General features: G+C 57.7%; 12 protein-coding genes. 8 read left to right on the top strand and 4 right to left on the bottom strand.

The window, feature by feature from the left end:
- Positions 1-38: 38 nt before the first annotated feature.
- On the bottom strand, positions 39-1,553 hold the full coding sequence (locus tag JVX98_RS31095; protein ID WP_205239668.1) for a bifunctional aminoglycoside phosphotransferase/ATP-binding protein: 1,515 nt from the start codon (positions 1,551-1,553) through the stop codon (positions 39-41).
- 274 nt (positions 1,554-1,827) lie between these two features.
- Here JVX98_RS31095 and JVX98_RS31100 point away from each other — a divergent pair, with 274 nt between their 5' ends.
- Together JVX98_RS31100 and JVX98_RS32785 are read left to right on the top strand one after the other, a co-directional pair.
- Positions 1,828-2,247, top strand: coding sequence for a DUF3775 domain-containing protein (locus JVX98_RS31100; protein ID WP_205239669.1), 420 nt, complete (start codon positions 1,828-1,830; stop codon positions 2,245-2,247).
- Between the two features lie 76 nt (positions 2,248-2,323).
- Entirely contained in the window at positions 2,324-2,707 is a 384-nt protein-coding gene (locus JVX98_RS32785; RefSeq protein WP_371826599.1) for a helix-hairpin-helix domain-containing protein, read from the top strand.
- Here JVX98_RS32785 and JVX98_RS31110 read toward each other — a convergent pair.
- Positions 2,614-3,420: a universal stress protein gene (locus tag JVX98_RS31110; RefSeq protein ID WP_192448519.1), complete on the bottom strand. Its 807-nt coding sequence runs from the start codon at positions 3,418-3,420 to the stop codon at positions 2,614-2,616. The two genes, JVX98_RS32785 and JVX98_RS31110, sit on opposite strands and share 94 nt — an antisense overlap.
- Before the next feature lie 169 nt (positions 3,421-3,589).
- On the opposite strand from JVX98_RS31110, the gene groL reads away from it, so the two are divergent.
- Both groL and JVX98_RS31120 read left to right on the top strand, forming a co-directional pair.
- A complete protein-coding gene (gene groL, locus JVX98_RS31115) occupies positions 3,590-5,212 on the top strand; it encodes a chaperonin GroEL (protein WP_205239671.1) in 1,623 nt (540 codons plus the stop codon).
- Between the two features lie 25 nt (positions 5,213-5,237).
- On the top strand, positions 5,238-5,555 hold the full coding sequence (locus JVX98_RS31120; RefSeq protein ID WP_192448521.1) for an ATPase inhibitor subunit zeta: 318 nt from the start codon (positions 5,238-5,240) through the stop codon (positions 5,553-5,555).
- Between the two features lie 27 nt (positions 5,556-5,582).
- Here JVX98_RS31120 and ppsA read toward each other — a convergent pair whose 3' ends face one another.
- A complete protein-coding gene (gene ppsA / locus JVX98_RS31125; protein WP_205239672.1) occupies positions 5,583-7,961 on the bottom strand; it encodes a phosphoenolpyruvate synthase in 2,379 nt (792 codons plus the stop codon).
- 127 nt (positions 7,962-8,088) lie between these two features.
- Here ppsA and JVX98_RS31130 point away from each other — a divergent pair, with 127 nt between their 5' ends.
- The 4 genes from JVX98_RS31130 to JVX98_RS31145 all read left to right on the top strand — a co-directional run bounded on the left by JVX98_RS31130 (position 8,089) and on the right by JVX98_RS31145 (position 11,453).
- A complete protein-coding gene (locus tag JVX98_RS31130) occupies positions 8,089-9,045 on the top strand; it encodes a glucokinase (RefSeq protein ID WP_205239673.1) in 957 nt (318 codons plus the stop codon).
- A 498-nt stretch (positions 9,046-9,543) separates the two neighbouring features.
- On the top strand, positions 9,544-10,071 hold the full coding sequence (locus JVX98_RS31135; protein WP_192448524.1) for an Hsp20/alpha crystallin family protein: 528 nt from the start codon (positions 9,544-9,546) through the stop codon (positions 10,069-10,071).
- A gap of 71 nt (positions 10,072-10,142) precedes the next feature.
- A complete protein-coding gene (locus JVX98_RS31140) occupies positions 10,143-10,973 on the top strand; it encodes a universal stress protein (protein ID WP_192448525.1) in 831 nt (276 codons plus the stop codon).
- 36 nt (positions 10,974-11,009) lie between these two features.
- A complete protein-coding gene (locus JVX98_RS31145; protein ID WP_192448526.1) occupies positions 11,010-11,453 on the top strand; it encodes a host attachment protein in 444 nt (147 codons plus the stop codon).
- Positions 11,454-11,820: 367 nt separating this feature from the next.
- Here JVX98_RS31145 and JVX98_RS31150 read toward each other — a convergent pair whose 3' ends face one another.
- On the bottom strand, positions 11,821-12,933 hold the full coding sequence (locus JVX98_RS31150) for a site-2 protease family protein (protein WP_205239674.1): 1,113 nt from the start codon (positions 12,931-12,933) through the stop codon (positions 11,821-11,823).
- Positions 12,934-12,974: the final 41 nt, after the last annotated feature.

Consider the following 12,974-nt stretch of genomic DNA (forward strand, 5'->3'; position numbering starts at 1 on the left):
TCTTCTGTTCGGCAAGACCAATCCTGCTTGCGATATCGCTACCCGTTCCCGGGCTCCAGGATCTCGGAAACAATCTCGCCAACCGGCCTTTGCGCATTGATTAAGCGCCAGGTTGGTGGCTTTTGCCTACCCGATAACTGCCGGGCCAAGACGCGCAGATCCGCATCGGACGGGCCGTCGTGCCTGCCCGAAATTCGCTGCTGCAAGACCTGGGCGTCAGCCTGTAGCCAGACGGCCTCGCATGAGGTACCTGCGGCCCTGGATGAAATTTCAATAAGCCTACGGTTTTCCGGACGGTCAAACACGGCATCGGCGACAACAGACCCTCCGGCCTTCGTTATCGCCAGACTGCGGCGAACCATCTCGGAATAAACCCTGTCAGAAACGTCCGGTCGATAAGCATCCGCATCGAGATGTACCTCGGCGGCAACGCCGTGCAACGCCTTGCGAATACGATCACTCTCGATAATGCGAGCGCCGGGAGGGGCGCCAAGCTGGGCGGCTAGCGCATCGGCGACGGTCGTCTTCCCCGAGCCGCTGAAGCCGCCGATCACGATAAGACGCGGTTGAACTTTTGTAAGGAGCCTGCGAGCCAACTCAAAGTAGGAACGTGCCTCGGACTTCAGGGCGGCCGCATCTCCGCCCTCGGCAACCTGCGTGGCGATCACGTGGGCCCTGACGGCCGCTCGCAGGGCCATGAAGAAGGGCAAAAGCACGAAACCGTCATCATCGTCCGTATCATCGAGGTAGCGGTTCATGACCAGGTTGGCGAATTGCGCAAATCCTCTGTGCCACAAGTCCATCAAAAGGAACGCCAGATCGTAGAGCGTGTCGATGGTCGCAATCTGATCATTGAACTCGATGCAATCGAATAGACAAGGTTTTCCCTTAATGAGACATATGTTGCGCAGGTGCAGGTCCCCATGGCAAAGCCTGACTTTTCCGGCCGCCTCTCGGTTATCAAGAAGCGGCGCATTTTCTTTCAGGATTTCTTCGAACAGGTGGCAGATCGTTGCCACTTCAGCTTCCTCAAAGACGCGGCTGGTAGCAAAGCCAGCTCTGTTAATGGCCAGCACGGCGCCAATGTTTGCAGATCCTGAACTGCGATGAACGATAGGTGCGCTGCGGTGGTGGCGAGCGATCATGCGTGCCGCTTGGGTCAGCAGCTTCGCGTTCAGCCGTCCCAGCGTGGCCATTTGATCGAACAGTGCTTCCTGTTCGAAGCGAACCATCTCGATAACCGGTTCGACCAGCACGCCGTCGCCAAAGTGAAGCTTGCCCGCCGGCGCGCGCGAGATCGTCCGGATGCCAAGGTATAGACCGGGAGCCGTGACCGAATTCAGGCGAACCTCCCGTTTGCAGGCTTCGAGCCGCAATTCCGGCGTAGAAAAATCAACGTACGGAAGCTTGACGGCGCGCTTCATCTTGAAAGCGCGATCGCGAATGAGAAAAACATGGGAAATATGCGTTTGGATATGTTCGACCTCGTCGCCTCCGTGGGAATGTCGGTCGCTCAGGAATGCGATTGCACGGGTCTGGTCCTCGACGAGCATGTTGCCTCGCTTGAATGGCGGTGTACTGCACCGTCAGAACATTACAATCATGCGCGCCATCTACCGTCGTTGCGTTGACGCTGATCAATCCTTCCTGCGAAAACTTCGGAGCCAACAGGAATAATCCGCCCAACGTCTCGGCGACTTTGACGGTCGTCAAGGCGCTCCGGTGCAGGCGTACGAATATCAACACAACGTAGCTGTGTTGGCACGCGGAGTTGCGCCCTTCATTGTCACAATGGGGCGGGCAAATCTGCGAACTTGGAGAATTCAGATGAATAGAACCTGGGACCTGTCGATCTCGCCCGATACAGTTTGCTATCTCATCATCAAGGCGCGCGAATTCGACGCCAAGGATGTTGCTTCCGAAGTTGACCCTGCCTCCAACGCCACGGACGACGATATGATTTCCGTGCTCGAAGATCAACCGGACGATCCTGTCGAATCCGAACTGGAGAGCACGATCTCGGACATGAACGAGGACGAGCAGATCGACCTCGTCGCCCTTTGCTGGCTCGGCCGCGGAGACGATACGGTAGATGACTGGGAACGAATTCGCGTCGAGGCCGCCGACGCCCACAATGAACACACGGCCGCCTATTTGATCGGAACGCCACTTCTTGCGGACTACCTGGAAGAGGCAATGGCTGCTTTCGGAGAATCTTGCCAGGAGTACGAGAAAGGACACTTGTAGAGCTCGAGGCGAGTAGGAGCATAGCGTGGCAAGAGTGACCGGTCCGGTCGTTTCGGAAAAGATGCGATGCGACAACATGGTGATCGCTGAGCAGTTGCGTGACTACGCAGATCTGCTTGAGGAGCAGGCAGAGGAGACCTTCGGATCGCGCGCCTATCGGCGTGCCTCCGACGTTGTCACCAGGCTCGATCGGCCGATCTCTCGAAGACCCACGACATATGGGTCTCTCGGCCTTCAATCCTCGTTGGCCGATCGGGATAGGACGCCGGGTCGCTCAGAGAGCGGGCCTTTTCATCCGGAGGGGACATGGGGCACACCGTTTTTCGCCTTTCCGACCCAGTTGACGCGAACAGTTTGGAGTGTCTCTCAGGACGACATCAAGCGATGGAGAGAGGTTTCGCGCAGCAGCGATCGGGTAACACCTCCCACCAGCCACTCGCGCAGGCGACTGTGGCCATAAGCTCCTGAAACGATCAGATCCGCCCCAAACTGCTTGGTGATATTGATCAGGGTGTCGCCATCTGAAGGAGCATCGGCGCTGAAGACTTCCCCGCGGGCCCTTGCACCATGATGGATCAGGTGGCGCACAACATCATTCACTGTTTCCGTGCCGCGATGTTTTGCTTGATCTTCGACCGATGCGACAAGTACCTCACGGGCATGGATGAGGAAGGGCAACGCATCTACCACGGCGCGGCGAGCCTCGCGCGTATCCTTCCAGGCAACAACGACCTTGTGGGCTGCGAGCGGCTCAAGATCGGTTCTGGGGATAAGGACGGGGCGGCCAGCCGAATGGATCAGTTCACTGATGTCCACCTGCTCGCTCCCAACATGCGATACACCTGCGATAACAAGGTCGGCCAATCGCGCAGCGGTCGCGAGATCTTTCGTCGGATCACCGACGCTTGTGCGCAGCAGGTCTGCGGCTCCGCCTTCAGCCTCGAACTCTCTCCTGAGCATCTCCAGACGGCGTTCGATATCGATGGCTTCAAGGCGCATGAATTCATCGTCCATGACCACGCCGGGGGGCGCCGCTGTTATGATGCGAACATCGCCGGCTGCGAAACCGATGAGTGTTGCTTCGAAGCGCGACGCCACGTCACGCGCAAATTTCAGCTGCCGTGCAACACTTTCGTGCAGGCTCAAGCTTACCAATATTGTATTGTAGATCATCGCTACGACCCCACTTTGGGACTTCCATCGCTCTATCAAAGCACCGATGCATCGGTTTCGCCTTGACCACCGTCAAAGGTGCGATGGCATGAATGAAGAAGTCTTTGACGCCCATCAAGGCCGCATCCCTCCTCCCGTGCTAGACGGTAGTTGACGGAGGATTGAGACGATGGCGCACAAGCAAGTTCTTTTCCACTCAGCGGCGCGTGAAAAGATCCTGAAGGGAACAGCGCAGCTTGCCGATGCGGTTCGCGTTACACTCGGACCTCGATCCAAGGCCGTGCTGATAGAGAAAAAGTGGGGATCGCCGATCGTTTGCAATGACGGCGTGACGATCGCCAAGGAGTTCGATCTCAAGGACCCGGAGGAAAATCTCGGTGCGCGGATGCTGCGGCAGGCGGCAGAAAAGACCGGCGAAATCGTCGGCGACGGAACGACCACATCGACCATTCTTGCCCATGCAATCTTCGCCGACGGCCTGCGCAACGTCGTGGCCGGCGCAAGCGCGATCGATATCAAACGGGGCCTGGATCGGGCGCTTAAGCGGGCAGTTTTTGAACTCAAACGAAATTCGCGCCCTGTTTCCTCAAAGCGCGAAAAAGAACAAGTGGCAACGATCTCCGCGCACAACGACACGCATATTGGCACCCTCATCGGGGAAGCAATGGAGCGCGTCGGCGACGAAGGGGTCATCAGTGTCGAAGAGTCTAAATCTACCGAAACGGTCCTTGAGGTACTCGAAGGCATGCAGTTCGATCGCGGTTATCTTTCGCCCTACTTCGTCACTGACACGGAGCGGATGGAAGTGTCGCTTGAAGATCCTGTCATTCTGCTTCTTGACCGGAAGATCACGTCGCTGAAGGACTGCGTCGGCCTGCTTGAGGCCGTCGCCAAATCCGGAACCCCATTGCTGATCATCGCCGAAGACGTTGAAACGGAAGCGCTGGCCACGCTGATCGTTAACCAGATGCGGGGAACGCTCCGTAACTGTGCCGTGAAGACACCCGCTTTCGGCGACCGGCGAAAGGCGCTGCTTCAAGACATAGCGATACTAACCGGAGGCCAGCTCATTTCCGAAGAATTGGGCATCAAACTGGAAACCGTGACAGCAGAACAACTGGGCCACGCTGAACGGGTGGTCATCACGAAAGACACGACGACGATCATCGGCGGGGCGGGAGATAAAAAGGCAATTGCCAGCCGCGCCGACCAGATAAGGCGCGAAATCTCCACGACGACGAGTGACTATGACCGAGAGAAACTCGAGGAGCGACTGGCAAAACTCTCAGGTGGGGTTGCCGTCATAAAGGTGGGTGCTGCTACGGAAGCGGAACTCAAGTCGAAGAAGGAAGCGCTCGATGACGCAATCAGCGCAACCAAGGCGGCGGTTGCGGAAGGTATTCTTCCCGGAGGTGGCCTCGCCCTCTTGCGATGCCTAGATGCCGTAACCGATGAGGAAAAGGCTTGTGAAGGCGACGAGCGCACCGGCGTGCAGATCCTGAAGCGCGCGCTCGAGCTCCCGGCGCGCCAGATCGCGGAGAACTCGTCCACCGACGGCGGCGTCGTCGTGGCGAAGATGATTGAGGGGCATGGTAATTACGGTTTTGACGCCGGGCGGAAGGAATATGTCGATCTGGTCTCTGCCGGCATCATCGATCCCACAAAAGTCATTCGCGTAGCGCTTGAAAATGCGGTGTCGGTCGCAAGCATTCTGTTGCTCACCGAAGCCACCATGACAGAAATACCGGAACCGACAAGGGACGGTCTTGTCGAGACTGGCATGCAAGCTTAGTCCCAGAAGATGTCGGAGCATCGCAATGACTGCATTGAACGAGCGTCAAAAGGCTCTTGAAGAGAAGTATTTCCTGGACTTCGCAAGAGCAATCCGGGTTCGCGATCGACGCAATCGCATTCTGGCGAAGTGGGCGGCCCAGGTTGTCGGTCGCGCAGACGTATCGTGCTATGTGGAAGAGGTGATCACTGCTGGTCAAGCCGATCCGGGGGACGATGATGTCTTGCTGAAGGTTCTCGATGATCTGCATGCTGCTAACGTGGCAGCCGACAGGGCCATGCTGCAGGAGAAAATGCGCGCGCTCCTCTATGTAGCCGCCGAGCAGCTCGAAGCCGAGGAATGACGTTTTCCGTTCCGTTTGCCTTGATCCCTACCCCTTCTCCTGTTGCGCTTCCGCAGACGCGACCATTCGTTTGACCACCACGAAGCTGTCGGGGGTGACGGAGATCGAATCAATTCCGCAGTCGACAAGGAAGGCAGCGAACTCGGGGTGATCGCTCGGTGCCTGTCCGCAAAGCCCGATCTTGACGCCAGCCGCCTTTGCGTCGCCGATGACCTTGCGGATCATCCACTTTACCGCTGGATCTTGTTCATCAAAGACGGCTGCGAGGTCCTCGCAGTCCCGGTCGATGCCAAGCGTCAATTGTGTCAAATCGTTCGAGCCGATGGAGAACCCGTCAAAGTGCCGCGCGAATTCCGCTGCCAGAATGACATTGGAAGGTATTTCGCACATGATGTAGATCTCAAGCCCGCTGCCCCGCTTCAATCCGTTCTCAGCCATCGTATCCAACACCTTTTCCGCTTCCTGTGGAGAGCGGCAGAAAGGGATCATGAGCGCGACATTCACAAAACCCATCCGCTCTCGAAGGCGCTTCACGGCACGGCACTCCAGCACGAACCCATCTCTGTAACGGGGTGAATGATAGCGGGACGCTCCACGAAAGCCGATCATCGGGTTTTCCTCCAGCGGCTCAAACTGCGGCCCGCCGCAAAGACCCGCATATTCATTCGTCTTGAAATCGCTCATGCGAACGATGATCGGTTTGGGAAATGCGACTGCGGCAAGTCGCGCCAGCCCGGCTGAGAGCTTGTCCACGAAGTATTCGGTCTTGTCGCTATATTCCCTCGTGAGGCTGTCGATTCTTTCCCTGGCGGCCTGATCTCGCAAACCGTCGAAGTGGACAAGCGCCATCGGATGAATCTGGATGGTATTCGTTATCACGAACTCCATGCGCGCAAGTCCGATGCCGTCGGCCGGTAATCGCCACCACCTGAATGCAGCCTGCGGATCGGCTAGATTAAGCATCACCTTTGTTCGCGTTTCAGGTATATCGGAGAGGATTGTTTCCTCAGCGACAAAGTCCGCCCGCCCCTCGTAGATCGTGCCCTCATCCCCTTCCGCACAGCATACCGTGACCACCTGCCGCGGGTGGAGCAACTGCGTTGCGTTTCCAACGCCGACGATCGCTGGAATACCGAGCTCCCTGCTGACAATTGCGGCATGTGACGTCCGGCCCCCATGGTCGGTGACAATGGCGCAGGCCCGCTTCATCAGCGGAACCCAGTCCGGATCCGTTGTCGCCGCAACCAGAACGGCGCCGTCGACAAAGCCATCAAGGTCGTCAGTGTCCACGACAAGGCAAACAGGCGCGGCGGCTACGGCGTTGCCGATCGCAAGTCCTCGAGCAATCGGTCTTCCCTTGGAGTTGATGCGGTAGCTCGACAGCAGGTTGGTCGCCGCACGCGACTGCACCGTCTCCGGGCGTGCCTGAACAAGCCAGATCTCCTGGCTATGACCATCCTTCGCCCATTCGATGTCCATCGGACATTCATAGTGAGTCTCAACTGCAACGGCCCAACTGGCGAGCTGGACAATCTCTTCGTCGCTCAAGACGATCAATGATCTCTCCTCGCCGCTCGTCAAGACGTCTTGCGTCGGGGACGAGCCATCGCCGTAGACGAGCTTTCGTTCCTTGGAGCCGCGCCTTTTTCCTATTATCGGCACGACGTCAGGAATGCCGAGCAACGGCTTAAAGACGTGATATTCATCCGGATCGACGGTGCCCTTGACGACATATTCGCCAAGCCCCCAGCTCGCGTTGATAACGGCAACCCTGGCAAACCCGGTCTCAGTTTCGATCGAGAACATGACGCCGGCTGCGCCAAGGTCTGAGCGTACCATCTGCTGGATACCTATCGACAGTGCCACCTTCATCTGCTCGAAGCCGTTAGCCTGGCGATATGCCATGGCACGATCCGTGAAAAGGGAGGCGTAGCAGCGGCGGCAGGTATCCATCAGGGCCCGTTCGCCAGCGATGTTGAGGTAGCTTTCCTGTTGACCTGCAAAACTCGCCGCCGGCAGATCCTCGGCGGTGGCGCTCGAACGCACCGCGACGGACGCAGCCTCGACGCCAAGCCTTTCCGAAAAACTGCGATAGGCCGATATCAGGTCGTCCTCGATGTCGGGGGGCCAGGCACCTTGCAGGATGAGGGAGCGGATCGCTGTTCCAGCTTGAGAAAGGGTGTCGCGCCCCGATTCCCATGCATCCACAAGCGCGCGGATTGGTTCGCGCAAACCGTTGAAATCGATGAAGCGCCAATAGGCTTGCGCCGTCGTCGCAAACCCGCCCGGAACCTTGATACCGCTCCCGGAGAGCACGTTGATCATTTCGCCGAGCGACGCGTTCTTGCCGCCAACGTCGCCGATGTCACCTCGCCTGACGTCTTCGAGCCAAATAACGGATCTCATCCCAAGCCTCCAGCGTTCAAAGCCGGCAAATCTTAAACGTCAAGCCGCGGTCTGACCTTGACGGCCGTCAAAGCGCGTTCGGTAAGCTTGCCGCACAATGTCATAAGCGAGATGGGAGGGCACTGCTGTGGGCAAGTTGGCGCGTCAGGCAATCGTGGCGGAGATCGGCGAAACACATACACGCCTTGCGGTCACGGATTACGACCGACTGTCGATCGACCACTACGTACAGTTTGAAAACGACGCTTTCTCCTGCGTGACCGACGCGCTGGCCGCCTATATCCGGTCTACTCCCGTCGCGACCTCAGCAATCGGCATTGCGGTCATCAACGGCGGCCCGACTACCGACGAAGATCGCCTTCATCATGATCTGGCAGAACAACTCGATTGGGGCACTAAACCCTCGCGAGTTTTCAAGGTCGAGGCGCTCGACGCGCTGGCATTGGTTCTCCCACATCTGACTTTGCACGACACAAAACTGATCAGCGGACAAAAGGTTGAACCTGACACGCCGAAGGCGATCATCAGCGTCGGGCAGGCGCTCGGCGTTACTTCGCTGACGCCGGGCGATGGCGCATGGACCCCGCACCGAACCCATGCGGGAAGTATCTCCTTTGCCCCCCAGACGCGTGGCGAATTTGACATTTTCGAGCGCATCCGTTGCGCGACCGACTACGTGTCGGTCGAGAACCTGCTGTCGGAGGCCGGTCTTTGCCATCTTCATGAGTTGCTGCTTGAAAGTGCGGGTCAGGCCGTGCGCGGCGCGCTGGCCTCCAGCATCATCGATGCGGCACTAAGCGGGAGCGACGCGGTGGCCGCGAAGGCTGTGGACAATTTCGCCACCTGGCTGGCCAGGTTCGCTGGTGACATAGCTCTTCTCTATGATGCCAGGGGCGGCATTTATCTCTGGGGGGCCATTCCGCGAAGAATGGAACGACGGTTGAAGGCCGATCTGTTTCGAGCAGCTTTCGAAGCGAAGGGCCGGCGGTCCGCCTGGCTTGCGGAGATACCAATTTTCATCATTCGTAGCGACGACGCGATTTTGAAGGGCGCGGCTTTGGCACTGTCTGGGCGCCTAGACTGAGCCGCTTGTTCGACAACGAGGCAACGGGCTCGGCGGTGTAGGTAGTCTCCGCTATCAGGAAGCCGCGTCGGTGCAACAAGAGGCGACCAACCCTTGAGACGGCCCGATACGCATCTGTCTTTCTTTGAGAAGGCCCTCCCTTATCACGACAACACTGTAGACCGAAGCGATCATGAGAACGATCAGGATCAGTAGAAGCCAATTCGACAGGACCACCTGTATCCTGTGCCATGTGTCACGCCGGGCCATGTGGAAATCCCTGAACGTCGCGCCTTGGTGAACAAGAAACACGGACGGCAATGCTTTGCATTGCTCTGCGTCAAAGCGGCGACGGAGGCAGCTTTGACGGGCGTCAATGCGACAGCTTGCAGATAGCGGTCTAATTGTCCGGTCTACTGGTCGATGGGCCAAAGGAGTTGGAGGGACGATCCGGCTCCTTCTCATGTTCATTGTCGGCCGCCGGCTAGGCCCCACGTCTACTCAAAAGGAGAACCAGTCATGACTGAGACACCGACGAAACTCCCCGTCAAGCAAGAAGAAAAAGCGCTCCGCCCCCGCGCGCAATCGTGGATGCCCTTTGAAGGTTTGCGGGCTGAAATTGACCGCCTCTTCGACGACTTCACTCCGAGCTTCTGGCGCCGTTCGTTCGATCCTGTGCATATTCACGGCTCAACCGTCCTACCGACCTGGGCCCTCGCGCCGGCGATTGATCTCGTCGAAAAGGAGGCGAGCTACGAAATCACCGCTGAATTGCCAGGGATCGAGGAAAAGGACATCGAGGTTAAGGTCGCGAACGGAAATCTGACGATCCGCGGAGAAAAACTGGAAGCCAAGGAAGAAAAGGACAGGGAGTACGTACTGTCCGAGCGGCGCTACGGCTCATTCCAGCGCACTTTCAAGATGCCCCAAGGCGTAAAAGCCGAAGACATTGCGGCGACGTTTTCGAAGGGCGTGCTGACGGTCACGTTGCCAAAAACCAAAGAAGCTCAACAGAGCGATCGCAAGATCCAGGTGAAGGCCGCCTAACGAGCTCGGCGCTCCGCTCCGCAAGGGCTCAAGAGCTTCGCGGAGCGCTGGTCGCCAAAGGGAGGATTATCATGTCATTTAAAACAATTTTGAACGTGGTTGCGGACGGAGGAGCCGCCGAGGATCTCAAAATCGCGATGAACCTGAGCGGTGAGGTAAACGCACACCTCAGCACTCTGGTCGTCACCATTGCCCCCATGCCCACCGGACGCTATCAGACGCTATCGCCGAGTTGGCTGGAAATACGCGAGCGCAACCTTCAGCGGATTTCCGAACACCTTGTCGGTATCCGCGAGCGCCTTGCATCGGCCGGACTGTCATTTGATGTCGATAGCTTGTACGCGGAAGTCGCAGGCCCCGCTTATGATATCGGCGAAAGAGCCCTCTACGCGGATTTGCTTCTGGCCGGGCCTAGCGTATTTGCGAGCGAAGAGCTGAGGTCACAAATTGTCAGCGGCGGGCTTTTCCAAGCGGGTCGCCCAGTCCTGTTCGTTCCACCCGGCGCGAACGTGACATTGCGGCCGAGAGTGATCCTTCTTGCGTGGGACTCGCGTCCAAGCGCGGCCCATGCGGCCAGGGACGCCCTCGAAATAATGAAGATGGCGCAGTCTGTTCACGTCACGATGGTGGACCCCATTGCGGCATCCAGGGTCAGCGGTGATGAGCCAGGGGCCGATATCGCGACGTATCTCGCACGCCACGGCATTAACGTCTCGGTCGAGACCCTGCCAAGTTCAGGCCGCTTCGTGACTGATACCTTGCTGAGACACGCGTTGGACATCAACGCCGACATGATTGTCATGGGCGCGTATGGGCACTCCAAACTGCTTGAGCTTATCCTTGGGGGGGTTACGAAATCGATGCTCAAGCAGGCCAATTTGCCAATTCTGATGTCCCATTGAAGAGACGCCAGAGCCTCGAATGGAAAGGACAAACCGATGAAGCCGAGAATTCCACACGATTGCTGGATTTTGGCATGCGACGGGGGCCGTGCGCTTGTTTTGCGCAATGATGGAGATGTTGAACGTCTCAATCTCGTTGTTATGGATTCAATCGTAAACTTGGAGGCGCCGACGCGCATGCTGGGGAGCGATCGCGAAGGAAGGGTCTACCAATCGGTGGGCGGCGCTCGCAGCAAGGTTGAACAGACTGATTTGCATCAACAGGCCGAGGATCGATTCGTCTCCAGCCTTGCCGGCAGAATGTCATCCCTGGCACACGAAAAGAAAATGAAGATCCTCGTCCTCGTTGCACCTCCACGCGTCCTTGGCCAACTGCGTCGGCAACTCGACACCCACACCCGGTCTGTGGTCAGCGCAGAACTGGCAAAGGACTTGGTCAAATTCGATGTAGCGGATATCGAAAGCTATTTTGCGCAATAAGGCGTGCACGGAACGTCCGGCGTCAGGGTCGATCGAAACACGGATCGATGAGCGCACTAGCGTCAATGTCGACGGGTATGTCGAGCCAGTCGTTGCGCAGATAATTTCCCTGCCCGACCCATGGCCCGCAGCTCTTGAATGCGCTTGTGATCTGTCTGGGACGTTTGGTTGACCCCGCCCGACCCGACGAATTCGTCGTCAGCGCCCTTTGCAGAGGTGCATGGGTTGACGCCCGGGGACAGTGTTGAAGTCATTGCAAGGTCGAGGCGCAAGGGGCTGGTGCCTGGAGAGAAGGTCACTCTTTATCCAAGTGATTGCATCGCCGACGGGGACTCCGTGGTCGAGCGATAGAACGCGACTTGGTGGATCAGTGCGCATGGTGATGGCGGCCGCGGGGTTTAAAGCTTTCATCGGCGTAGTGGAGCATCATCAATTCTCCAATGGTTTCGTAATTAATCAGGCCCACAACGCGCTCGCTGCTATCCACGATGGGAATGGCAGATGCTTGCGCTTTCTGCATGAGCTTCAAACTCATGTCGATCGGGGACTTCTCATCCAATGCGGGGATGTCGCGGCGCATAACGTCGCTTACGGACGCCCCCGCCCCCCTTTCCTTCATCGCACGGACAATGCCTTCTCGCGTCATCAATCCTTCGAACCGACCAGCCTCGTCAACAACAGGAAACTCGCTTTGGCTGGTGGCAAGAAGGAGCTCTACTGCCTCACCGACACGAGCCTGAAGGCCCAGTGTCGCGAATTCGGTGATCATTACATCACGGATGCTTGTGTCGTCGGAAATGGCTTGAAGGTCGCTGCCTTGCGCTTCAGTCTCCGCTGCGAAATAGACGAAGATTGCAATGAGGATAAGCAACGGGTTGAAGAAGACGCCAAAGACACCCATGGCTAACGCGATGGATTGTCCGATCCGAGCCGCAATTGAGGTAGCGCTCGCCCAGGGCAGATGCCAGGCAAGGACTGCCCTAAGGACACGCCCGCCATCCATCGGGAAGGCTGGGATCATGTTGAACACGACAAGGAAAATGTTGACCCCCGCGAGCCGCGCCAGGAAATCTACGCGGGGATCCTGCGGTGCCAGCAGTTTTTCCCAGCCCAGGGCGCTTCCAAGCACCATGACGATGAGGCCAGCAATCACGACGTTTACAAAGGGCCCTGCGATGGCGATCACCAACTCCTCAAGCGGTCTGGTGGGGTTGCGTTCCAACCGTGCTATGCCGCCGATTGGCAAAAGAGTGATATCCGGTGTCTGGATACCGAAATGCCGAGCGGCCGCGATGTGCCCGAATTCATGAAGCACCACGCAGAGGAAGACGCAGATGATAAAGGCGACGCCTTCATAGGCGGCAGTCGGACCGCCGATCCGGTAATGCATCACCCAGATCCAAATGAGAAGAAGGGCGAAAGTTACGTGCACGCGGACTTCGGTCCCTCCGATGGTGCCCAGTTTCAAGGACCATTTCATGATGTTGTCGCTCCGATACTCTTTTCCCAAAGCCGAACGTC

The sequence above is a fragment of the Ensifer sp. PDNC004 genome, assembly GCF_016919405.1.
GTDB lineage: Bacteria > Pseudomonadota > Alphaproteobacteria > Rhizobiales > Rhizobiaceae > Ensifer.

Bases quoted from the DNA above. Each gene is read 5' to 3' on its own strand.
- JVX98_RS31095 (WP_205239668.1), bottom strand. From the start codon at position 1,553: ATGCTCGTCGAGGACCAGACCCGTGCAATCGCATTCCTGAGCGACCGA.
- JVX98_RS31100 (WP_205239669.1), top strand. From the start codon at position 1,828: ATGAATAGAACCTGGGACCTGTCGATCTCGCCCGATACAGTTTGCTAT.
- JVX98_RS32785 (WP_371826599.1), top strand. From the start codon at position 2,324: ATGGTGATCGCTGAGCAGTTGCGTGACTACGCAGATCTGCTTGAGGAG.
- JVX98_RS31110 (WP_192448519.1), bottom strand. From the start codon at position 3,420: ATGATCTACAATACAATATTGGTAAGCTTGAGCCTGCACGAAAGTGTT.
- groL (WP_205239671.1), top strand. From the start codon at position 3,590: ATGGCGCACAAGCAAGTTCTTTTCCACTCAGCGGCGCGTGAAAAGATC.
- JVX98_RS31120 (WP_192448521.1), top strand. From the start codon at position 5,238: ATGACTGCATTGAACGAGCGTCAAAAGGCTCTTGAAGAGAAGTATTTC.
- ppsA (WP_205239672.1), bottom strand. From the start codon at position 7,961: ATGAGATCCGTTATTTGGCTCGAAGACGTCAGGCGAGGTGACATCGGC.
- JVX98_RS31135 (WP_192448524.1), top strand. From the start codon at position 9,544: ATGACTGAGACACCGACGAAACTCCCCGTCAAGCAAGAAGAAAAAGCG.
- JVX98_RS31140 (WP_192448525.1), top strand. From the start codon at position 10,143: ATGTCATTTAAAACAATTTTGAACGTGGTTGCGGACGGAGGAGCCGCC.
- JVX98_RS31145 (WP_192448526.1), top strand. From the start codon at position 11,010: ATGAAGCCGAGAATTCCACACGATTGCTGGATTTTGGCATGCGACGGG.
- JVX98_RS31150 (WP_205239674.1), bottom strand. From the start codon at position 12,933: ATGAAATGGTCCTTGAAACTGGGCACCATCGGAGGGACCGAAGTCCGC.